Below are 24,277 nucleotides of genomic sequence, written 5' to 3'. Positions count from 1 at the left end.
GTACGCCGAGGAGAATCGATCACGCATGTCCCACGAACCCAGCGAAGAGAAACTCGTCGACTACCTCAGGTGGGTCACCGCCGACCTGCACAAGGCCCGTCGGCGCATCGCCGAACTGGAGGAGGGCGCGCGCGAACCCGTCGCCGTCGTCGGCACGGCCTGCCGTTTCCCCGGCGGCGTCGCCTCCCGGCATGACCTGTGGCAGCTGGTCGCCGACGGCGTAGACGCCATCTCGCCGTTTCCCGGCGACCGGGGCTGGGACCTGGATCGCCTCTGGGACCCCGACCCGGACCGGCCGGGCACCACGTACACCAAGGAGGCCGGGTTCCTGCACGACGCGCCCCTGTTCGACGCGCCGTTCTTCGGTATTTCGCCGCGCGAGGCCCAGGCCATGGACCCGCAGCAGCGTCTGCTGCTGGAGACGGCCTGGGAGGCGCTGGAGGACGCGGGCATCGACCCGGCGACCTTGCAGGGCAGCCCTACCGGCGTGTTCGCCGGTGTCATCGAGCAGAGTTATCTCGGGCTGGAGGGGCCTCAGGAGCTGGAGGGCCATCTGCTCACCGGCAAGCTGTCCAGTGTCGCGTCGGGGCGTGTGTCCTACACGTTCGGCTTCGAGGGCCCGGCCGTCTCGGTGGACACCGCCTGTTCCTCGTCCCTGGTCGCGATGCACCTGGCCGCGCGCGCACTGCGCGCGGGCGAGTGCACCCTGGCACTGGCCGGCGGAGCGACCGTGACGGCGACCCCGAGCGGATTCGTCGACTTCTCGCGGTTGCGGGGGCTGGCACCCGACGGCCGGATCAAGTCCTTCGCGGCCGCCGCCGACGGCACCTCCTGGTCCGAGGGCGTCGGCCTCCTCGTCCTGGAACGCCTCAGCGACGCCCGCCGCAACGGCCACCCCGTCCTCGCCCTCCTGCGCGGCTCCGCCGTCAACCAGGACGGCGCCAGCAACGGACTGACCGCACCCAACGGCCCCGCCCAGGAACGCGTCATCCGCCAGGCCCTCGCCGACGCCGGACTGCGCCCCGACGACATCGACGCCGTCGAGGCCCACGGCACCGGAACCCGCCTCGGCGACCCGATCGAAGCCCAGGCCCTCCTCAACACCTACGGCCACCACCGCCCGGCCGACCGACCCCTCCACCTCGGCTCCCTCAAGTCCAACATCGGACACACGGTCGCGGCCGCCGGAGTGGGCGGTGTGATCAAGATGGTGGAGGCCATGCGCCACGGGGTGCTCCCCCGCACCCTGCACATCGACCGCCCCACCCCGATGGTCGACTGGAGTTCCGGCGCCGTACGGCTCCTCACCGAGCAGCGCGACTGGCCCGACACCGGACGCCCGCGCCGCGCCGCCGTGTCGGCGTTCGGGGTGAGCGGCACCAACGCGCACGTGATCCTGGAGCAGGCCCCCGCCCCTCCCGCGCCCCCGGCCGGCGGCGACGGGACAGGGACGAGTGCGCCGCCGGTCCTGCCGTGGCTGCTGTCCGCCAGGTCCGAGACCGCGCTGCGCGCCCAGGCCGGACGCCTCCTCGACCACGTCCGGGACCATCCCGCCCGCGACCTCGACCTCGCCCACTCGCTCGCCACCACCCGCGCCGCCCACGACCACCGGGCCGCCGTCGTCGGGGCCGGGCGGGAGGACCTGGTGGCCGGGCTGACGGCGCTGGTGTCCGGCGGCCGGGACCCGCGCCTGCTGCGGGACCGCCGGGACCACGGCCGGCTGGCCTACGTCTTCACCGGGCAGGGCGCCCAACGCGTCGGCATGGGACAGGAGTTGTACGAGACCTTCCCCGCGTACGCGGCCGCGTTCGACGAGGTGGCCGCCGCCCTGGACCCGCATCTCGCACAGCCGTTGGCGGAGGTGATCCGCGACGGCCGGGGGCTGACGGAGACGGTCAACGCCCAGCCGGCCCTGTTCGCGGTCGAAGTGGCCTTGTACCGGCTGCTCGAGTCGTTCGGGACACGGCCCGATCTGGTGGCCGGGCACTCGGTGGGCGAGCTGGCCGCCGCCCATGTCGCGGGCGTCCTCGACCTGGCGGACGCCGCGGCGCTGGTGGCCGCCCGCGGCTCGCTGATGCAGTCCGCGCCGCGCGGCGGCGTCATGGTGGCGGTGCAGGCCGAGGAGGCGGAGGTCTCGGAACTCCTCGCGACCCGACCGGGATTGGCGCTCGCGGCGGTCAACGGCCCTGCGGCCGTCGTGATCTCCGGGGACGCCGATGCCGCCGCCGAGGTGCGCGCCGTACTGGCCGAGCGCGGCCGGCGCACCCGCGTCCTGGACGTCAGCCACGCCTTCCACTCCCCGCACATGGACACCGTCCTGGACGGCTTCCGCGAGGTGGCCGCGCGTGTGACCTACCACGCGCCGCGCATCCCGGTGGTCTCCACCCTCACCGGCGAGCCGGCCCGCGACGACGACCTGCGCAGCCCCGGCTACTGGGCCGCGCAGCTGCGCGGCACGGTGCGCTACGCCGACGCGGTGAGGGCGCTGCGCGCCGAGGGGGCCGCCACTGTGGTCGAACTGGGCCCGGACGCGGTGCTCGTGCCGCTGGCCGCCCAGATCGACGACGGCCTGACCGGGCTGGTCCTGCTGCGGCAGGGGCACGCCGAGGCGGAGACCGCGATCGCCGGCCTGGCCCGGCTCCACAACCGGGGCGTACCGGTGGACTGGGCGGCGTTCTTCGCCGGCACCGGCGCCCGGCGGACACCCCTGCCGACGTACGCCTTCGAGCGCCGCCGCTACTGGGTGGAGCCGCAGGAGCAGAACGGACGGGACGCGACCGATCTGGGGCTGCGCCCCGGCGAGCACCCGCTCCTGGGGGCTGCGGTGCGGCCGGCGGGCTGTGACGAGGTGCTGTTCACCGGCCGGCTCTCGCCGCACGTACGACCGTGGCCGGCGCGGCACACCGTGGACGGACGGGATGTGCTGCCGTCGTCGGTGCTCGTCGAGCTGGCGGTGCGCGCCGGTGACGAGGTGGGCTGCACCGTGCTGGAGGAGCTGGAGACCGGTCCGCCGCTGGTGCTGCCCGCGGGGGCCGGACTCCAGGTGCAGGTCCGGGTGGGTGGCGAGCGGCCCGACGGGCGCGCCGTCACCGTGCACGCCCGGCCCGACGGCACCGACGTGCCGTGGACGCGGTACGCCCGCGGTCGCCTCGGCACCGGACCGCTGGGCCCGGGCGGGAGCGCCGCGCAGTGGCCCCCGTCCGGCACGGAGCGCGTCGACCCGGCGGACGTGCGGGCGCTGCTGACGCGTGGCGACGAGTGGTACGGGCCGGTGTACCAGGAGGTGACGGCGGCCTGGCGGAGCACCGACGCGGTGTTCGCCGAGGCGGCGCTGCCGGCGCCCACGGCGGCGTCGGCAGCGGAGTACCTGCTGCACCCGGCGCTGCTCGACGCCGCCGTGCACGCCGGACGCGCCGTCGTGGGCGGCGGTGCGGATGCCGTGCCGCAGACCGTGACGCGGTGGCGGGGCGTGCGGCTCCTGGCGCGCGGAGCCGCCGCCGTACGGGTGCGGCTGGCCGTGGACGGTGACGGGGCGGCCACGTTGGCGCTGGCCGACCGGGCCGGGCTGCCCGTCGCCTCGGTCGACTCCGTCACGGTGCGCCCGCTGGCGCCGGGCGAGATCGACCGGGCGGCGGCCAGGCCCGCCGACAGCCTGTTCCACCTCGACTGGAGCCCCTTGACCTCTGCGCCTCCCGGCCGACCGGTGCGGTGGGGCCTGCTCGGCACGGCGCCCCACGGGTTCCCAGGGCCACGGTTCGCCGACGCCGAGGACGCGGCCGCCGCGCTCGCCGGCACGCCCGTGGACGCACTGGTGCTCGTGCACCGGCCCCCGCGCGCCGAGGACATGGCGGCGGTGCACCAGGCCACGGGCGAGGTGCTGGAGGCGGTACGGCGCCACCTCGCCGAGGAGCGGCTGTCCGACGTCCCGCTGGTGGTCGTGACGCGCGAGGCGGTCCGGGTGCGGGACGGGGACGCGTGCGATCCCGGCGCCCGCGCGGTGTGGGGCCTGCTGCGGTCGGCGCAGTCGGAGGCGCCGGGCCGGGTCCTGCTGGTCGACACCGACGACACCGATCCGGCCGCGGCCGTGGAGGCGGTGTGGGCCTCGGGTGAGCCGCAGGCGGCGGTGCGGGCGGGGCGGGTGCACCTGCCCCGGTTGCGGCCCGCCTCGGCCGTCCCGGCCGCTTCGGCGGCCACCGCGCCGAGGCTCGGTCCGCACGGCACGGTGCTCATCACCGGCGGCACCGGCTCCTTGGGCGCGCTGTTCGCCCGGCATCTGGTCCGCCGGCACGGTGTGCAGCAGCTCCTGCTGGCCAGCCGACGCGGTGAGCAGGCCCCCGGAGCCGGCGAACTCGCCGCCGAACTGAAAGAGCTGGGGGCTCAGGTCACCATCGCGGTGTGCGATGTGAGCGACCGGGCGGATGTGGCCGCGCTGCTGGCGGGCATACCCGAGGAGCATCCGCTGACCGGCGTGATCCATCTGGCCGGTGTGCGCGACGACGGCCTGATCGGTTCCCAGACCCAGCGGCGGCTGGCGGACGTGCTGCGGCCGAAGGCGGACGCGGCCTGGCATCTGCACGAGCTGACCGCCGGTCTGGACCTCGCGGCGTTCGTGCTGTTCTCCTCGGTCGCGGGTCTGGTCGGCGGCCCGGGACAGTCCACGTACGCGGCGGCCAACTCCTTCCTCGACGGCCTGGCCGAGCTGCGGGCCGCCCGCGGGCTGCCCGCCACCTCGATCGCGTGGGGTCTGTGGGCCCAGGACGGTGGCATGTCCGCCGATCTGAGCGAGAGGGACCTGCGGCGCATCGCCCGCAGCGGCTTCCGCCCGCTGTCCGAAGCGTCGGGCCCGGCCGTCCTCGACCTGGCGCTCGGCCTCGGCCGGCCGGTCTTGGTCGCCTCGCCGCTGGACCTGGCCGCCGTACGCGAACAGCCCCAGGTCCCGCACCTGTTCCGGGAGCTGGTCCGCGTCACCCGCCGCCGGGCCGCCCAGGACACGGAGGCGGCCGAGCCGCTGGCGACGCGACTGGCCGGTCTCACGCCGCAGGAGCGGCTGCGGATCGCCACCGAGGCCGTGACGGCCGAGGTCGCCGGTGTGCTCGGGCACGGCGCGGAGGCGATCGCGGCGGACCGCCCCTTCCAGCAACTGGGGTTCGACTCGCTCACCGCCGTGGAGCTGCGCAACCGCATCGGCGCCCTCGCCGGTGTACGGCTGCCCGCCACCCTCGTCTTCGACCATCCCACCCCGGCGGCGCTGGCCGGCTATCTGCTGACCGTGCTGGTGGCGGACGGAGCGCAGGCGCCGGCCGGGCCGCCCACCGTCGACTTCGCGGCCGAGGCGGTGCTCGCCGAGGACGTGCGCCCGGCACCGGAGGTGGTGCGGTGCGCGACCGATCCGGAGCGGGTGCTGCTGACCGGGGCGACCGGGTTCCTCGGCGCCTTCTTGTTGCGCGACCTCATGCGCACCACCAGGGCCACGGTTGTCTGCCTGGTGCGGGCGGCCGACGAGACCGCCGCGCGGGAGCGGCTGCGGGAGAACCTGGAGCGGTACGCGGTGTGGGAGGAGGTCGACCCGGACCGGCTGGCGGTGGTGGTCGGCGATCTCGCGCAGCCCCGGCTGGGCTTGCCCGAGGAGGAGTTCGACGCGCTGGCCGCCACGGTGGACGTGGTCTACCACAACGGCGCGCGGGTGCACTGGCTGCATCCCTACGAGGCGTTGCGCGCGGCCAACGTGCGGGGCACCGAGGAGGTGCTGCGGCTGGCCGCGCGCCACCGCAGCGTGCCCGTCCACTACGTGTCCACCGTCGGGGTGTTCGCCGAAGCGGCCGAGCACGGACGGCCGCTCAGGGTGACCGATCCGACGGGTCCCGCCGAACGTCTGCCCAGCGGCTACCTCCAGAGCAAGTGGGTCGCGGAGCAATTGATCGCGGCGGCGGCGGAGCGCGGCCTGCCCGTCTCCGTCTACCGGGTCGACGTGGTCTCCGGCGACCAGGTCAACGGGGCCTGCCAGACGAACGACTTCGTGTGGCTGAGCATGAAGGGCCTGATCCAGGCGGGTGCGGTGCCCGCGGGCGTGGACGGTCGCTTCCATCTGCTGCCGGTGGACTACGTCAGCGCGGCGATCGTGCGTGTGTCGGGCCGGCCGGAGTCCGCGGGCGGCGCCTTCCACCTGTTCAACGACAGCTCGGTGAGTCTGCGCGAGTGCGTGCGGCGGCTGCGGGCGCTGGGCTACACGCTGGAGGAGACCGAACCGGACGACTGGCGCGAGCGGGTCCAGCAGGACCGCGGCAACGCGATGCTGCCGCTGCTGCACGCCTTCGAGATGATGACCGGCGACACCGACCGCTTCTATCCGCCGATGGACACCACGCAGACCGAGGCCGCGTTGAGCGGCAGCGGAATCGTCTGCCCGCCGGTCGACGAGGAGCTGTTCGCCCGGTACGTGCGGTACTTCGTACGGACGGGGCACTTCCCGGCCCCCTGACCCGCGCGGCACCCGCGTGACCCACGGAAACCGGCCGGCGCCCTGGCGCCGGCCGGCGTGTTCCACCAGCCGACCCGGCTGTCCGACGGGTCGGCTTCCGTGTTTCGCGGGCCGGCGGACGGTCCGCCGCACCGGTCGGCGACCCGGAAGGGGAACGGCTTGTTCCCCGTCGAGGACGGATGTAAACCATCCGATTACCGCTCGGTGACCGGTTTCAGCCACCCATCCGGTTAGCTGTCCCTGGCCGAAACGAGCCACATAACGCTGCCGCACAAGCGGTCGATCCGTGCAAAAAAGAAGGTTCGCCGATGAGTTCACGTCCTGTTCCCGCACCTCGGCCCACCGCTACCGCGGCGCCCGGACGCCGTCTGTTCCTCAAGGCGGCGGGCTCCACCGCACTCGCCGGGGCGGTCGGCACACTTCCGTACACCGGCTCCACCGCCCACGCCACGACGGAGGCACCCCCGCCCGACGTGATCGTGATCGGCGCGGGATACGCCGGTGGCACGGCCGCCCGCGAACTGGCCGCCCAGGGCCTGAAGGTGACGGTCCTGGAGGCGCGTGACCGCATCGGCGGGCGTATATGGACCGACACCATGGCCGGTGCGCGGATCGAGCTGGGCGGCGGCTGGTTGAGCCCCGACCACGAGCTGGTGGCCCAGGAGATGCAGCGCTACGGCCTGAGCAACATCGCCGACGTGGTGCCGACCCAGTCACTCATGCCGGCCTCCAGCGGCTTCCAGGCGCTGAACCCGACGGACGCCAACACCCACCTGGGCGGCCTCTTCGAGCAGTTCTACGACGGCTCGCAGGAGTACTTCGCCCACCCGCACGACCCGCTGTACCGGGCGGACCTCCTCCAGCAGCAGGACCAGCTGTCGTTCACCGACCGCATCGCCCAGCTGTCGATGTCCACGCTCGACAAGCAGTGGCTCGCCGGCTACTTCACCGCCTACACCGGCAACGAGAACAGCACCCGCGCCATGACGTCGATGGCGCAGTGGTGGGCCCTGGGCGGCTGGACCATGGACGGCTGGGAGAAGCAGACCGCCTTCAAGCCGGCGGGCGGAATGACGGAGCTGCTGCAGAAGATGCTGGCCACACCCGGCATCACCGTCATGCTGTCCTCGCCGGTCACCGCCGTGACCAGCACGTCGACCGGCGTCCAGGTGCGGCTGAGCAACGGACAGGTGTTGAAGGCGCGCACGGTCGTGATGGCGACGCCGGTGAACGTCTGGAAGACCATCCAGTTCAGCCCGGCCCTGCCGAGCACCCACACGGCCGCGACCACGGAGGGGGTGGGCGTCTCCCTGGCCACCAAGCTCTGGATGCAGCTGAGCGGGAACGTGGACGCGGTCTACGCACAGGGCACCGAGAACTCCGCCCTGCCGCTGATGATCCCGCAGCAGCAGTTGCCCGGCGGCGGCCGGCTGATGATCGGGTTCGCCGGCTCGTCCCTGAACGTGACGGACAAGGCGGCGGTGCAGGCCGCGGTGCGGACGTACATACCGGGCGCCACGATCGTCACGTACCGCGCCCAGCAGTGGGGCGCCGACCGCTGGTCGCGCGGCGGGTGGGGGTTGCGGCGCCCGACCCAGCTGCTGCGCCAGCTCCCGGCGCTGCAGCAGCCCTACGGCCGGGTGCTGTTCGCCGGCGCCGACATCGCCTCGGGCTGGAACGGCGCCTTCATCGAGGGCGCGGTGGAGACGGGGCTGCGGGCCGCACAGCAGGCGGCCGCCCTCGTCTGAGCGGTGCGCGCCCGTCCGGGGCGGTACGGCGTACGGTGTCCCGGGCGGCGCGGCCATGGCCACCCGGGAGATCCGCGCCACCTCCCCGGCTGAAAAGAACGCTCCACTGGTAGCCTGGGCAAGGTGAAGATGAAGCCACCGGACGACCCCAATCGATCGGCAGCCACCCCGGAGGCCGTGCCCGCGACCCGTGAGCGCATCATCCGGGCGGCGTCACGGCTCATGCAGCGACAGGGCTACGACGGCACGGGCATCAAACAGATCTCGCAGGAGGCCCAGGCCACCCTCGGGTCTGTCTATCACTTCTTCCCGGGCGGCAAGCAGGAGCTTGCCCTCGCGGCCATCAGCCGCGGGGACCAAGAGTTCGTGGAGCAGCTGCGGGCCTCGTTGTACAGCGACCCCGACCCGGTTCGCGCCATCGGGATCCTCTGCCGGAGCCTGGCGGACAGTCTGCGGCTGTCGGACTGGCTCGACGGCTGTCCGATCACGACCACCGCCCTGGGCACCGTCGGCCGTCTGCCCGACATCCAGTCGGCCGCCGCGGACGCCTTCGCCCGCTGGCGCGGCGTGGTCTTCGACCGGCTCCTGGAGTCGGGCATTCGCGAGAGCGACGCCCGCGACCTGGCGCACACGGTGATCAGTACGCTGGAGGGCGCCGAGCTGGCCGCCCAGGTCTCCCGCAGCAGCCGGCCGCTGGAGGTGGCCGGCATCCACTTGTCCCGCCTGGTCGCCTCGTACCGCTAGGGCCCGGCCCCGGCAGGCGTGCCGCCGCCCGCGCCCGCAACCGTGTGGCCGCCCGGGCCGAGCGGTGGGAGGTGCGCAGCGAGCGGCCCAGTTCTCTCACCAGGTCGGCTGGGGGCACCGTCCCGACCGGGAAGCGCCGTTTGTCGCACACCGTCAGCGCCGCGCACTCCAGCAGCAGGGTGCGCACCAGCCCCTCGTGCGCCGAGGCCAGCTCGCTGGGCTCGGCCGGCAGGCACGGCTGGCGGGCCGGCCGCCGGGCGGCGGCGAACGCGGCGGCCATGACCTGCCGCGCCCGCCGCCGCATCACCGCCTGGAGGGTGGCGTCACGGCGGTCTCGGGCACTGAGCACGGACGGCAGCGCCGCGTCGAAGGAGACCAGCACCGCGGTCGCGAACGGGTCGGCCGGCAACCGGGGGGCGGCCGCGGGTCCGGCGGCGCCGACGGAGCCCGCCGACGCCTCCCGCGCCCTGGCCAGCCCCGCGTTGAGCGCCTCGACGAACAGGCGCCCGACCACGGTCTCGGCACTCACGGCACCGTCGGTCCCGCCGGTCACGACTGCTCCGACCGGATCGAACGGAAACCGCCGTCGAAGAACAGCAGCCCCGATCCCCCCTCGGCGCGCGTGGCGCCGACCACGTCGCCGACGAAGATCGAGTGGTCCCCGGAGTCGTGGGAGTCGGACAGCTCGCACTCCAGCCAGGCCGTGGCGCCCTTGAGCAGGGGGGCTTGGGTGGCGGCGCCCGCCACCCAATCGAGGCCGTCGAACTGCTCCGAACCCAGCGGTCGCTTCTTGTCGGCGAAGTACCGGGCCAGCGCCTCCTGCCCGGCGTCCAGCACCGAGACGCCGAAGTGCCGCGCGGACCGGATGGCCCGGTGCATGACCGCGTCGTGCGCGACGCAGCACAGCACCGTCGGCGGGTCCAGCGAGACCGAGCTGAAGGCGTTGGCGGTCATGCCGTGGATGTGTTCGCCGCCGACGCTGAGCACGACCACCCCGGTGGCGAAGCGGGCCATCACCTCGCGCAGCGCGTGCGGCGCGGGCGCCCGGTCGGCGGCTTCCTGGACGGACGAGGACTGCACGGACAAGGAGTGCATGGCTAACCCTTCGGAGGTTCGGCGGGGAACGGACGCGGACCGCGCGGGGACCGCGTCCGTCGGGTCGTACCGTCTGGGGGCCGGGCGGCGCTCTCGCCGGCCGGCCGTGGGTGGTCAGTCGAGTTCGTCGAGCAGGGCGAACAGCTCCTCGTCCGTGGCGGCGTCCAGGTCGGCCGTCTCCTGCGGAGCCGGGTCCCGGTCGGGACGGTCCGGCGCGGCGGTGCCCACCAGGGTCAGGAGTTCGCCCAACCGGGCCGTGATCCGCTCACGGACGTCGTCGTCCGCCCTGAGCGTGCCGATCGCCGCACCTATCCGGTGGAGTTCGGCCAGTACCGCGTCGCCGCTCGTGCCCGACTCACGTTCCACCAGCTCGGCGAGGTACTCGGCCAGGGCGGTGGGGCTGGGGTGGTCGAAGACGAGGGTGGTGGGCAGCCGCAGTCCGATGGCCGGGCCGAGCTGGTTGCGCAGTTCCACCGCGGTGAGCGAGTCGAAACCGAGATCCTGGAAGGGCAGTTCGGCGGCGACGGCCGAGGGGTCGGCGTGCCCGAGCACTCCGGCGACCTGGCCGCGGACCAGCTCCAGCAGGGCGCCCACCCGCTCCGGCCGGCTCAGTCCGGCCAGTTGCGCGAGCGGTGAGAACGCCCCGCCGGGGACGGTCCCGGCCGGCGCGGCCGCCTTGCGTGCGGCGGGCCGCGGTACCAGGCCGCGCAGCACCGGCACGGCACGCTCTCCCTGCCGGCGCAGCACGTCCATGTCGATGCCGGTCAGGGCCACCACCGGGCGGGACCCGGACAGGGCGAGGTCGAACAGCGCGGTGCCCTCGTCGTCGGACAACGGGCGCAGTCCGATCCGCGCCAGTCGCCGCAGGTCCGTCTCGCCGAGGCCGGAGCTGATGGTGCTGGCGCCGGCCCACAGCCCCCAGGCCAGCGAGGTGGCGGGCAGCCCCTGTGCACTGCGGTGCTGGGCCAGTGCGTCCAGGAAGGTGTTGCCGGCCGCGTAGTTGGCCTGCCCGGCGGTGCCGAGGAGACCGGCGACGGAGGAGTACAGGACGAACGCGGACAGCTTCGCGTCCCGGGTCAGCTCGTGCAGGTTCCACGCCGCGTCGATCTTCGGGCGCAAGATGGCGTCCAGCCGGTCGGGCGTCAGGTCGCCGACCACCGTGTCGTCCACGACGCCCGCGGTGTGCACGACGGCACGCAGGGGGAAGTCGGGGGAGACGGCCGCGAGGACGCCGGCGAGAGCCGTGCGGTCGGCCGCGTCGCAGGCCGCGAACGTCACCTCGGCGCCCAGTCGCTCCAGATCAGCCCGCAGTTCCGCGGCTGCCGGGGCCTGTTCGCCGCGGCGCGAGAGGAGCAGCAGCCGACGTGCCCCGTGCGTGGCGACCAGGTGCCGGGCCAGTACGCCGCCCAGGGTGCCGGTGGCACCGGTCACGAGCACGGTGCCGTCGTCCCAGCGGGGTGCCTCGGCCGCGGACTCCGCGGCGGCCCTGGTCAACCGCGGCGCCAGCAGCCGGCCGCCGCGGACCGCGAGCTGCGGCTCCCCGGTGGCGAGCGCCGCCCGCAGGTCGGCCTCGGCGCAGCCGTCGGTGCCGATGTCGACGACGGCGACCCGGTCGGGATGCTCGGTCCCGGCGACCCTCAGCAGTCCCCACAGTCCGGCCCGCTCCAGGTCCTGGACCGGTTCGCCGGGTTCTACGGCGGTCGCGCCCCGGGTGAGGACCACCAGCCGGGTGCCGGCGAACCGGTCGTCGGCGAGGAACGACTGGAGGAGGGCGAGCACGCCGCCGAGCTGGGCGCGGGCCCGCTCGGGCAGGTCGCCGCGGTCCTCGGCCGCCGGCGGTTCCCACAGCAGGGTCGTGGGCCGCGCGTCGGCCGCCGCCCGCAGGTCGGGGCACGAGGCGACCGAGGCGAGGGGGGAAGTGCCGAGGGCGAGCCAGCGGGCCTCGTCCACGGCGGCCTCCGGCGCCGGCAGGGGCGCCCAGGACAGCGGGAGCAGGCCTTCGCGTCCCGCGTGGGCCGCCCGTACGGCATCGGCGGACAGCGGGCGCAGGGCCAGGGAGCCCACGAAGGCCACGGGCAGTCCGGTCGCGTCGGCGACCGTCAGCTCGGCCTCCAGGGTATCGGCGGTGGTGTCCTGCGGCAGCCGCAGCCGGACGCGCAGCGCCGTGGCCCCGCTGGTGTGCACCGTCGCGTCGGACCAGGCGAACGGCAGCCGGGCCGGCGCCGTCCCGTCCGCCACGCCGGGCAGCAGCGGGTGCAGGGCCGCGTCCAGCAGCGCCGGGTGGAGGCCGAACCGCGCCGCCTCCTCCCGTGCCTCCTCGGGCAGGGCCACCTCGGCGAACAGCTCGTTGTCACCGCGCCACAGCCGCCGCAGGCCGCGGAAGGCGGGCCCGTAGGCGTAGCCGTGCCCGGCGAGCGTCCGGTAGGCGCCGTCCAGGCCGATCTCCTCTGCGCCCGGCGGGGGCCACACCAGCAGGCCCTCCGCGCGGCCCGCTCCGGAGGCCAGACTCCCCTGGGCGTGCAGCGTCCACTCGTCGCCGTCGGCGCTGCCGTGGATGTCCAGCGGGCGTTCGCCGTTCGCGTCGGCGCCGCCCACGAACACCTGGATCTGAACGTCGCCGTGCTCGGGCAGGACCAGCGGCGCCGCGAGGTGCAGTTCCGCGACCCGGTCACAGCCGACCTGGCCGGCGGCGCGGACGGCCAGTTCCAGCAGGGCCGTGGCCGGCAGCAGGACCGAACCGGCCACCGCGTGTTCTGCCAGCCAGGGGTGCGTGCGCAGGGACAGCCGGCCGGTGAAGAGCGCCTCGTCCCGGCCGGCGCGGCGCACCGAGGCGCCGAGCAGCGGGTGGTCCACGGCGCCCAGGCCGAGGACCGCCGGGTCGCCGGCCTGGCCGGCCGGTACGTCGAGCCAGTAGCGCCGGCGCTGGAAGGCGTATGCGGGCAGCGTGACCCGGCGGCTGCCGGGCAGCAGCCGGGACCAGTCGGGCTCGGCACCCTGGAGTCGCAGCAGTGCGAGCACCCCGACGGCGCTCTCCTGCTCGGGCCTGCCGCGGCGCAGGGCGGGGGCCAGTACGCCGGCCTCCTCGGTCAGGCCGTCACCGGTGAGGGCGGTCAGGACGCCGTCCGGGCCGAGTTCGACGAAGTGCGCCACGCCCTCGTCCTGCAAGGTGCGCACGCCGTCGTGGAAGCGCACGGTCTGCCGGATGTGCCGGGCCCAGTAGTCCGGCGAGGTCAGCTGCTCCTCGGTGGCGAGGGCGCCGGTGACGTCGGAGACGACGGGGATGGCGGGCGGCCGGAAGGTGAGCCGTTCGGCCACGGCACGGAACTCGTCCAGGACGTCGTCCATGTGCGGGGAGTGGAAGGCGTGGCTGACCGTCAGCCGCCGGGTGCGCAGGCCCCGGCGGGACCACTGGGCGGTCAGTGCGTCGACCGCCTCGGCGTCGCCGGAGACGACCACCGCGCGCGGTCCGTTCACAGCGGCGAGGGCCACGGCTTCGGCACCACCGCCGCGCGCCGCCAGGTCCTGGCGGACCTCCTCCTCGCCGGCCTCGACCGCGGCCATCGCCCCGCCGGCACGGGCCGACCGCATGAGCCGGCCGCGCTCGGCGACCAGCGTCGCGGCGTCGGCCAGGTCCAGGACGCCCGCCACGTGGGCGGCGGACAGCTCGCCGACCGAGTGGCCGAGGACGACGTCGGGCCGTACACCGTGGTGCTCGTACCAACGGAACAGCGCCACCTCCACGGCGAACAGCGCCGCCTGGGTGAAGTCGGTGCGGTCCAGCAGCGCGGCCTCGGGGGTGCCCGGCTCGGCGAACAGCACCTCCTTGCAGGGGCGTTCCAGGAGGGTGTCGAGGTGGGCGCACACCTCGTCCAGGGCCCGGGCGAACACGGGCGATGCCTCGTACAGTTCGCGTCCCATGCCGGGGCGCTGGCTGCCCTGGCCGGTGAACAGGAAGGCCGTCCGGCCGGGCCGCTTGGCGCGGCCGCGCAGCACGGCCGGGGAGGGCCGGTTCTGCGCGAGGGCCCGCAGGCCGTCGAGGAGCGTGTCGCGGTCGCCGCCGACGACGACGGCCCCGTGGTCCAGCACGGACCGTCCGGTCGCGAGGGTCAGGGCGACGTCGGCGGGTGCCTGGTCCGCGTGGTCGCTCAGGTGGGCGAGCAGCCGTTCCGCCTGCGCCCGCAGGGCGTCCTCGCCCCGGGCGCTCAGGATCCAGGGGACGGCGCCCGGGGCCGGGGCGGCCTGCGGCGCCGGAGCGGGCGGAGCGGGCGGCTGCTCGATGACGACGTGGGCGTTGGTGCCGCTGATACCGAAGGAGGAGATGCCCGCTCGGCGCGGCCGGCCCTCGCTCGGCCAGGCCCGTGCCTCGGTGAGCAGCTCGACCGCCCCGGAGTCCCAGTCGACGTGCGGCGTGGGCTCCTGGAGGTGCAGGGACTTGGGCAGGACGCCATGCTCCATGGCCTTGATCATCTTGATCAGTCCGCCGACGCCCGCCGCCGCCTGGGCGTGCCCGATGTTCGACTTCAGCGAGCCGAGCCACAGGGGGCGGTCCTCCGCCGGCCGCTCCTGGCCGTAGGTGTTGAGCAGGGCCGTCGCCTCGATGGGGTCGCCCAGCGTGGTGCCGGTGCCGTGCGCCTCGACCGCGTCCACGTCCGCGGGGGTGAGGCCCGCGTCGGCCAGGGCCTGGCGGATGACCCGCTCCTGGGAGGGGCCGTTCGGCGCCGTCAGCCCGTTGCTCGCGCCGTCCTGGTTGACCGCCGAGCCGCGCACCAGTGCCAGCACGTGGTGGCCGCGTCGGCGGGCGTCGGAGAGCCGTTCCAGGACGAGCACGCCCACGCCCTCGGCCCAGCCGGTTCCGTCGGCGTCCGCGGCGAAGGACTTGCACCGGCCGTCCGGAGCCAGTCCGCGCTGCCGGGAGAACTCCACGAACGTCGTCGGCTGCGCCATCACGGTCACGCCGCCGGCCAGGGCCAGGTCGCACTCGCCGCCGCGCAGCGCGCCCGCGGCCAGATGCAGCGCGACCAGGGAGGAGGAACAGGCGGTGTCGACGGTGACGGCCGGGCCCTCCAGGCCGTAGGTGTAGGCCACCCGGCCGGACAGGACGCTGGAGAGGTTCCCGGCGAGCAGGAAGCCCTCGAACTCGCCCGGTGCCGCGGCTGCCCGGGCGCCGTAGTCGTCGTACATGGCCCCCGCGTACACGCCCGTCCGGGTGGACCGCAGGGACGCCGGGTCGATGCCCGCGCTCTCGAAGGCCTCCCAGGCGGCCTCCAGCAGCAGTCGCTGCTGGGGGTCGGTGGCCGTCGCCTCGCGCGGCGGCATCCCGAAGAAGCCGGCGTCGAAGAGGTCGGCGTCGTGCAGGAAGCCGCCGTGCCGGGTGTAGCTCGTGCCTCCCTGTTCCGGGTCCGGGTCGTAGAGGGCCGCGAGGTCCCAGCCCCGGTTGGCGGGGAACCCGCTCACCGCGTCCACGCCGTCGGCGACCAGTCGCCACAGGTCGTCCGGGGAGGCCACGCCGCCGGGGTAGCGGCATGCCATGCCGACGATCGCGATCGGTTCGTCGGCCTGCGCCCGCCCGCGGTCGGGCGCGCTCGTGGCGGGCGGGTCCGTCGCCCTCACCAGGCTCAGCAGCCGGTCGGCGACGGCCTGGGGCGTCGGGTGGTCGAAGACGAGGGTGGCGGGCAGCCGCGTGCCGGTGGCCCGGCCGAGCTGGTTGCGCAGCTCCACGGCGCCCATCGAGTCGAGCCCGATCTCCTTGAAGGTGCGTTCGGGTGCGACGGCGCGCGCTCCGCTGTGCCCGAGGGCGGCCGCGACGGTGCCGCGGACCAGGTCGAGGACCGCTTCGGCGCGCTTGTCCTCGGGGAGCGCGGTGATCCGGCGCGCCCAGTCGGATGTTCCGTCGGCGCCGTCCGCGCGGGTCGCCGCGGTGCGCCGCGGTGCGCGTACGGGCTGGAGTCCGCGCAGCAGAGGGTGCGGCCGGTCGGTCTCGGCGGGCCGTACCGTGACGGCGGCGAGCAGCGGATCGCCGGTCGCGAGCGCCGCGTCGAACAGCGTCAGGCCCTGCTCGGCGGTGAGCGGCGGCAGACCGGCCCGCCGCCAGCGGGCGCGTTCGGTGTCCGTGAGGGTGGCGCCCATGCCGCTGCCGGTGTCCCACAGGCCCCAGGCCAGCGACAGGGCGGGCAGTCCGCGGGCGCGGCGGTGGTGGGCGAGTGCGTCCAGCGAGGTGTTGGCGGCCGCGTAGTTCGCCTGGCCCGCGGTGCCGAGGAGTCCGGACACCGAGGAGAACAGGACGAAGGCGGCGAGGTCCGCTCCAGCGGTCAGTTCGTGCAGGTGCCAGGCCGCGTCCGCCTTGGGGCCGAGTACGGCGGCCAGACGCTCCGGGGTGAGGGAGAGCGCGGTGGCGTCGTCCAGGACCCCGGCGGCGTGCACGACGGCCGTCAGGGGATGCGCGTCGGGCACGGAGGCGATCAGTGCCGCGAGGGAGTCGCGGTCGGCGGCGTCCACCGCGGTGACGGTCACCGTGGCGCCCAGTTCGCGCAGTTCGCGGGCGAGTTCGCCGGCGCCCGGCGCGTCCGGGCCGCGGCGGCCGGCGAGCAGCAGGTGCCGAACGCCGTACCGGGTCGCCAGGTGGCGGGCGAAGAGGGCGCCGAGTCCGCCGGTGCCGCCGGTGACGAGGACGGTGCCGTCCGGGTCCAGCGCGGGCGGCGCGGCGGCCGGCTCCGGCCGGGCCGCCGCCAGGCGCGGGATCCGCACCTGCCCGGACCGCACGGCCGTCTCGGGCTCACCGGCGGCCAGCGCCGCCTCCAGCGCTCCCGCGCTCGTGTCGGCGGGGTCGAGGTCGACGAGCAGCAGCCGGTCCGGGTGCTCGGAGCGCACGGACCGGACCAGGCCCCAGACGGCCGCGGCGGCGGGGTCGGCGACGTCCTCGCCGGGCAGGACGGACAGGGCGCCGTGGGTGACGACGGCCAGGCGGGAGTCGCCGTCGCGCTCGCCGGACAGGAACGTCCGTACGCCGTTGAGCACCCGGGCGGCCGCCGCGTGCCCGGCGTCGGCGCCTCCGGTCGCCCGCAGGACGACGACCTCGGCGGGTGCGGCGGCCGCGAGGTCGCCGCCGGCCTCGGCCCACTCGGGGGCGTGCCCGTCCGGTGGGGTGGTGACGGCCGCCCAGTGGAGCCTGTACAGGGAGCCGGCGGCGGGCGCGGCGAGCCGCTTCCTGTCCACCCTGCGCAGCGACAGCGACTCGATCTCGGCGACGGGCGCCCCGGCCGGGTCGGTCAGCGTCACGCGGAACGTGTCGTCGCCGGCCGGGCGGATCCGGGCCCGCAGTTCGGTCGCACCGCCCGCGTGGACGGTGACGCCCGACCAGGCGAAGGGCAGCTTGATGCCGTCGTCGTCCGAGGGCGTCGCGGAGGCCAGGACCAGCGGGTGGAGCACGGCGTCCAGCAATGCGGGGTGCACCGCGAACCGGCCGGCTGGTTCGCGGTGCTCCTCGGGCAGCCGCACCTCGGCGTACACGTCCGCTCCGTCGTGCCGCACCGACACCAGGTTGCGGAACGCGGGCCCGTAGGTGTAACCGAGGGTGTCGAGGCGGGTGTAGGTGTCGTCCGGCGCGGCCGCGTCGGTGGCGGGCTGCTGCGGGCCGGCTGCCGGGAGGGCGGCGGGTGGCCGCGCGGTGAGCGTGCCGGAGGCGTGCCGGGTCCAGGACCGCGCAGGTGTGTCGTCGCCGTCGGGCGCGGAGTGCACCGTGAACACCCGTCGGCCCGCCTCGTCGGGGGCGCCGACGCCGACCTGGAGGCGTACGGCCCCGGTGGCGGGCAGGGGCAGGGGGGCCTCCAGCGCCAGGTCCTCCACGTGCGGGGCGCCCAGGTGATCGCCGGCGGCGACGGCCAGTTCGAGGAAGGCCGTGGCGGGCAGCAGCACGGTTCCGGCGATCACGTGGTCGGCCAGCCAGGGATGGGCGCTCACGGAGACCCGGCTCGTCAGTACGGCGTCCCCGCGTTCGGCGAGGTCCACGACCGCGGTGAGCAGCGGATGGCCGGCGGGGTCGAGGCCGAGCCCCCGGGCGCCCGCGGCGGACTGCGGCGCCAGCCAGAAACGCTGCCGCTGGAAGGCGTAGGTGGGCAGGTCGACCGGGGTGCCGCCGGGGAAGAAGGTGGCCGGGGCGAGCGGGGCGCCGACGGCATGGGCGCGGGCGATGCCTTCGGCGACGGTCTCGCCCTCGGGGCGGCCGGCCCGCATCAGCGGTACGGCGGTGAACGGCTCGCCGTCCACGGCCTGCCGCGCGAGCGGCGCGAGTACGGCGCCCGGGCCCAGCTCGACCGCCACGGTGGCACCCTGCCGCCTCAGCTGCCGGGCGGCGTCGAGGAACCGGACGGTGGCGCGGATCTGCCGGGTCCAGTAGTCCGGTGAGGTCAGCTCGTCGGACGTGGCGAGGGCACCGGTGACGGTGGAGACGACGGGCAGGGCGGGCGGCCGGTAGGTCAGCGCGGTGGCCGCCGCGCGGAACTCGTCGAGGATGCCGTCCATGTGCGGGGAGTGGAAGGCGTGGCTGACCGACAGTCGCTTCGTCCTGCGGCCGCGCGCCCGCCACACGGCGGCGATCTCCTCCGCGGCCGGGGCGTCCCCGGACAGGACCACGGACCGGGGGTCGTTGACGGCGGCGAGGGCCACCTCGTGCTCCCGGCCGGCCAGATCGGCCAGGATCTCCTCCTCGGTGGCCTGCACGGAGATCATCGCGCCGCCGGGGGTGGCCGCCTGCATCGCCCGGCCGCGGGCGGCCACCAGGGTGGCGGCGTCCTCCAGGGAGAGCACACCGGCCGCGTGGGCCGCGGCGACCTCGCCGACGGAGTGCCCGGCCAGCAGGTCGGGTGTCATGCCGTGGTGCTCGAGGAGGCGGAACAGCGCGATCTCGACGGTGAACAGCGCGGGCTGGGTGTAGCGGGTCTCGTCGAGCGCCGTGGCCGCCTCGCTGCCCGCCTCGGCGAACAGGACCTCGCCCAGCGGCCGGGGAAGCAGGCCGTCGAAGACGGCGCAGATCTCGTCGACGGCGGCGGCGAAGACGGGATGCGCCTCGTACAGTTCGCGGCCCATACCGGCGCGCTGGGCGCCCTGACCGGTGAAGAGGAACGCGGTGCGGCCCGCCGCCGCCGCGTCGCCCGTGACCAGGCGCGGATGCCTCGGCGCGTCCTGGCCGGCCAGCGCGGCCAGGGCGTCCAGGCGTTCGGACAGGTCGCCGCCGAGGACCACGGCCCGCTGCTCGAACGCGGTACGGGTCGCGGCGAGGGACCAGCCGACGTTCGCCGCGTCGGCGTCGGGTCCCAGGTGACCGCGCAGCCGGTCCGCCTGGGCGCGCAGCGCCTCGGTGTCGCGGGCTGACAGCACCCAGGGGGTGGGGAACCGCGCGCCGTCCGGTGTCCGTGCCGCCGGGTCCGGGCCCGCGGCGGGCAGCGGGAGGGACTCGCCCGGCGTCGCGGTACCGGAGGGGGCCGGGGCCGGCGAGGTGGTGCCGTCGTGCGAGGCGGTGCCGGGGTCGGCCGAGGACGTCGGGGAGGCGATGTCCGCGGTGGGCTCCGACTCCAGGATCACGTGGGCGTTGGTGCCACTGATGCCGAAGGAGGAGACCGCGGCGCGGCGCGGCCGGTCCGTCGCGGGCCAGTCCCGGGCCTCGGTCAGGAGCCCGACGGTCCCCGCGGACCAGTCCACGTGCGGGGTCGGCCGGTCCACGTGCAGGGTCCGGGGCAGCACGCCGTGCCGCATGGCCTGCACCATCTTGATGACGCCGCCCACTCCGGCGGCGGCCTGGGCGTGGCCGATGTTGGACTTCAGCGAGCCCAGGTAGACCGGCTCCCGGTCCGCCCTGTCGCTGCCGTAGGTGGCGATGACGGCCTCGGCCTCGATGGGGTCGCCCAGCGTGGTGCCGGTGCCGTGCGCCTCGACCGCGTCCACATCCGCGGGGCCGAGCCCGGCGTCGGCGAGCGCCTCGCGGATGACCCTCTGCTGGGCCAGCCCGCTCGGGGCGGTCAGCCCGTTGCTCGCGCCGTCCTGGTTGACCGCGGAACCGCGGATGACCGCCAGCACCCGGTGCCCGTTGCGGCGGGCGTCGGACAGCCGCTCGACGAGGAGCATGCCGACGCCCTCGCCCCAGCCGGTGCCGTCGGCGGAGGCGCTGAACGACTTGCACCGGCCGTCGGAGGCCAGCCCGCGCTGGCGCGAGAACTCCACGAACATGCCGGGTGACGACATCACGGCCGCGCCGCCCGCCAGCGCCATGCTGGTCTCGCCGGAGCGCAGGGAGCGGATCGCCAGGTGCAGCGCGACCAGGGAGGACGAACAGGCCGTGTCCGCGGTCACCGCCGGCCCGAGCAGGCCGAGCTGGTAGGCGATGCGGCCGGACATGACGCTCGCCGTGCTGCCGGTGAGCACGTGTCCCTGCACGGTCTCGGGGGCGTCCTGCATACGGGGCCCGTACTCGAGGGAGGTGGCCCCGACGAAGACGCCGGTGCGGGTGCCGCGCAGGTCCTCCGGCAGCAGCCCGGCCCGCTCGACCGCCTCCCAGGAGGTCTCCAGCAGCAGCCGCTGCTGCGGGTCCATGCCGAGCGCCTCGCGCGGCGAGATGGCGAAGAAGGCGGCGTCGAATTCGCCTGCCCCGGCGAGGAAGCCGCCGTGCCGGACCGCGCTCTTGCCCTGCCGCTCCGGATCGGGGTCGTAGAGGTCGTCGTCCCAGCCGCGGTCGTTCGGGAAGGCGGAGACGGCATCGACGCCCTCGTGGACCAACCGCCAGAGCTCCTCGGGCGAGGCGACACCGCCCGGATAGCGGCAGGCCATGCCGATGACGGCGATCGGCTCATCGCCGTCCGCCGCGTCCGCCGCGGAGGCGTCGGACCCGGTGGCCGCGCCGAGCAGTTCCGACTCGACGAACGCGGCCAGCGCATGGGGGGTCGGGTGGTCGAAGACCAGGCCGGTGGGCAGCCGCAGCCCGGTGGCGGCTGCGAGCGCCGTGCGCAGTTCCGTGGTCATCAGGGAGGTGAGCCCGAGTTCCTGGAACGGCGTGTGCCGCTCGATCGGCTCGTCGCCCGTGTACTGCAGCACCGCGACGATGTGCTCGTCGACCAGGTCGGCGACGGCCTGCCGGCGCTCGGCCGCGGACATCGCCGCCAGCCGCTCGCCCAGCTCGCCGCGGGGACGCGAGAGGCCGGTCGTCCCGGCGGGTGCGGGTGCGTCGCTCGGCGCGCCGGCCGCGAGGCCGCCGGGCGCGGACGGCGGGTGCGGCGCGTTCGGGACGGCGTCGTCCAGCCAGTGCCGGGTGCGCTGGAAGGCGTAGGTCGGCAGGTCGATGCGGCGCCCGGCGGTGCCCCGCAGGAACCGGCCCCAGTCGACCGGAGCGCCGTGGACGTGGGCGGCGGCCAGCGCGGCGATGAAGGCGTCGGGCTCCGGGCGGTCCTTGCGCAGCAGGGCTACGGCGGTCACCTCGTCCGTCGTCTGCCGGGCCAGCGGTGCCAGTACCGCGTCGGGGCCGATCTCGACGAGGGTGACGACGCCCCGCGCGTGCAGCGTGTGCACCGCGTCGGCGAACCGCACGGTGCCGCGGAGCTGGTCGGCCCAGTAATCGGCGGTGCGCAGGTCCTCGCCGCGGGCCAGGTCCCCGGTGAGCGTCGAGACCACCGGGATGCGGGGTGCGTGGTAGGTGAGGTGTGCGGCGGCCCGGCGGAAGTCGTCAAGGATCTCGTCCATGTGCGGTGAGTGGAAGGCGTGACTCACCGTCAGCGTGCGCACGCGGCGCCCTCGGGCGCGCAGCACGTCGGCCATCTCGCCGGCCGCGTCCGCGTCGCCGGCTATGACGACGGCCTGCGGGCCGTTGACCGCGGCCAGCGCCAATTGCGGCCACCGGGGCAGCAGTTCGGTCACCTCGGCCTCGTCGGCCTGTACGGCGATCATCGCGCCGTCGCTGCGCGCGGACTGCATCAGCCGCGCCCGTGCCGCCACCAGTGCGGCGGCGTCGGGCAGGTCGAGGACGCCGGCGACATGGGCGGCGGCGAGTTCGCCGATGGAGTGCCCGGCCACGAAGTCGGGCCGCAGGCCGAACGACTCGGCGAGCCGATGCAGCGCGACCTCCACAGCGAACAGGGCCGGCTGCGTGTTGAGGGTGTCGTCGAGGCCCTCGCCGGTGCGGATCACCTCGGCCGGTGAGACGGGCAGGTGTTCCGCCAGCGCCGCGGCCACCTCGTCGAACGCGGCGGCGTACGCGGGGAAGGCCGCGTACAGCCGCATGCCCATGCCGAGGCGCTGCGCGCCCTGGCCGGTGAAGACGAAACCGATCGGGCCGGGGCGGGCGGTCCCGGTGGTCACGGTCGGGTGGGCGCGTCCCGCGGCGAGGGCCTCGGTCCCGGCGAGGAGCCCTCGCGCGTCACGGGCCAGCACGACGGCGCGGTGCCGGAAGGTGGCGCGGGTGGTGGCCAGGGACCACGCCACGTCCGCCGGGGAGGGCTCGGTGTCGGCGGCGAACGCGTGCAGCCGCCCGGCCTGCGCGCGCAACGCGGCCCGTCCGGCCCCGGAGACCAGCCACGGGAGCAGCCGGGGTCCGTCCCCGCCCCCGCCCCCGTCGGTCGCGGCGCCGTACCGGTCCGGGGCGGGGGGGGTTTGCGCGCCCTCGCCGGTCCCGGTGGCGGACACGCCTGCGGCGGTTGGAGCGGCCTCGTCGGCCTCCGCGGCCGCCCGGCTCTGCGCGAGCACGATGTGGCAGTTGGTGCCGCCCATGCCGAAGGAGCTGACGCCCGCGACCAGCGGGCGGTCCGGGCGCGGCCAGGGTCCGGTCCGTGTGCGCACGGTCAGCCCGAGTTCGGCCAGCGGGATGGCGGGGTTGGGTGTGGCGAAGTTCAGGCTCGGCGGCAGTGTCCGGTGGTGGATGCACAGCAGTGTCTTGATGAGGCCGGCGATGCCCGCCGCGCCCTCCAGGTGGCCGATGTTGGTCTTGACCGAGCCGACGTGCAGCGCGGTCTCCCGGGAGCGTCCCGCACCGAGTTCCGCACCGAGTGCCGCCGCCTCTATGGGGTCGCCGACCGGAGTGCCCGTGCCATGCAGTTCCACGTACTGCACCTCGTCGGCGCCCACCCCGGCGCGGGTGCGGGCGGCGCGCAGCACCTGCCGCTGCGCCTCCTCACTGGGGACGGTCAGGCCCGGGGTGGCGCCGTCGTTGTTGACGGCACTGCCGAGGATGACGCCGTAGACGCGGTCCCCGTCCGCCACGGCCCGGCTCAGCGGCTTGAGGACGACGACGCCCGCGCCCTCGCCGGGTACGAACCCGTTGGCGCGGGCGTCGAAGACGTAGCTGACGCCGTCGGGCGACAGGGCGCCGAACCGCTCCTCGGTCAGGGTGTGCTCGGCGAGCAGGTTGAGGTTGACGCCCGCGGCCAGCGCGGCGGTGGACTCGCCGCTGCGCAGGCTCTCGCAGGCCAGGTGGACCGCGACCAGCGACGAGGACTGGGCGGCGTCCACGGTGAGACTCGGGCCGCGCAGACCCAGGTGATGCGAGACGCGGTTGGCGATGACGCCCCGGTTGACGCCGGTCATGGTGTGCTGGGTGACGGCCGCGTCGCCGCGCTGGTAGAGCAGAGAGGTGTAGTCGTCGCGCAGGGTGCCGACGAACATCGCGGTCCGGCTGTCGCGCAGGGAGGCGGGGACGATGCCCGCGTCCTCCAGCGCCTCCCAGGACAGTTCCAGGACGAGCCGTTGCTGGGGGTCCATGGCGGCCGCCTCGCGCGGCGAGACTCCGAAGAAGGCGGTGTCGAAGGCGTCCACCGCGTCGAGGAAGCCGCCGCGCCGCACGGCGGCCCGGGCGGGTGGCGGGAAACGGTCGGCGGGCACGTCCGTGACGGCGCTGGATCCGCTCGCCAGCAACTCCCAGAAGGCCGAGGGCCCGGCCGCTCCCGGCAGCCGGCAGGCCAGACCCACCACGGCGATGGGTTCGTTGCGGTGGTGGCCGGTCGTGACGCCCGCCGGAGCGTGCTCACTCATCATGACGTCCGCTGCCCTTTCCTAGCTGAATTCCCGAGAAGGTGAAGTGCGCGAGGCGCACCGGGGCCGTGCGGGCGGGTTCTGTTTCCCGTCCGGGCCGATTTCCGTTTCTCCGGCCGTACGGACGTTCCGTACGGCCCCGGTTTCTTGCGGGCCGGCCGGTGCGCTTTCCCCGGTCGGCCATTTCCGTCACCCCGTCCGGCTATTCGCG

General features: G+C 75.3%; 4 protein-coding genes and 1 pseudogene. 3 read left to right on the top strand and 2 right to left on the bottom strand.

All coding sequences use genetic code 11. The features are described from left to right. Window positions 1-46: 46 nt before the first annotated feature. The 3 genes and pseudogenes from ACGFT1_RS26385 to ACGFT1_RS26375 all read left to right on the top strand — a co-directional run. Window positions 47-6,478: pseudogene (locus tag ACGFT1_RS26385) on the top strand (thioester reductase domain-containing protein); the annotation flags it as partial. 308 nt (window positions 6,479-6,786) lie between these two features. After that, window positions 6,787-8,226 carry a flavin monoamine oxidase family protein gene (locus tag ACGFT1_RS26380; RefSeq protein ID WP_373911463.1) on the top strand — a complete coding sequence of 480 codons (1,440 nt, stop codon included), beginning with the start codon at window positions 6,787-6,789 and terminating at the stop codon, window positions 8,224-8,226. Between the two features lie 129 nt (window positions 8,227-8,355). Beyond that, window positions 8,356-8,970: a TetR/AcrR family transcriptional regulator gene (locus ACGFT1_RS26375; protein ID WP_373911540.1), complete on the top strand. Its 615-nt coding sequence runs from the start codon at window positions 8,356-8,358 to the stop codon at window positions 8,968-8,970. Window positions 8,971-9,519: 549 nt separating this feature from the next. On the opposite strand, the gene ACGFT1_RS26370 is transcribed toward ACGFT1_RS26375, so the two are convergent. Together ACGFT1_RS26370 and ACGFT1_RS26365 are read right to left on the bottom strand one after the other, a co-directional pair. Next, window positions 9,520-10,065, bottom strand: a complete 546-nt coding sequence (locus tag ACGFT1_RS26370; protein ID WP_373911462.1) for a flavin reductase family protein — start codon at window positions 10,063-10,065, stop codon at window positions 9,520-9,522. Between the two features lie 114 nt (window positions 10,066-10,179). Beyond that, window positions 10,180-24,069, bottom strand: coding sequence for a type I polyketide synthase (locus tag ACGFT1_RS26365; protein WP_373911461.1), 13,890 nt, complete (start codon window positions 24,067-24,069; stop codon window positions 10,180-10,182). Window positions 24,070-24,277: the final 208 nt, after the last annotated feature.

It is taken from the genome of Streptomyces sp. Y20, from assembly GCF_043195475.1.
Taxonomy (GTDB): domain Bacteria; phylum Actinomycetota; class Actinomycetes; order Streptomycetales; family Streptomycetaceae; genus Streptomyces.
The sequence above is the reverse complement of the archived record's forward strand: the minus strand, read 5'-3'. Positions and strand labels throughout refer to the sequence as shown.

Bases quoted from the DNA above. Each gene is read 5' to 3' on its own strand.
- ACGFT1_RS26380 (WP_373911463.1), top strand. From the start codon at position 6,787: ATGAGTTCACGTCCTGTTCCCGCACCTCGGCCCACCGCTACCGCGGCG.
- ACGFT1_RS26375 (WP_373911540.1), top strand. From the start codon at position 8,356: ATGAAGCCACCGGACGACCCCAATCGATCGGCAGCCACCCCGGAGGCC.
- ACGFT1_RS26370 (WP_373911462.1), bottom strand. From the start codon at position 10,065: ATGCACTCCTTGTCCGTGCAGTCCTCGTCCGTCCAGGAAGCCGCCGAC.
- ACGFT1_RS26365 (WP_373911461.1), bottom strand. From the start codon at position 24,069: ATGATGAGTGAGCACGCTCCGGCGGGCGTCACGACCGGCCACCACCGC.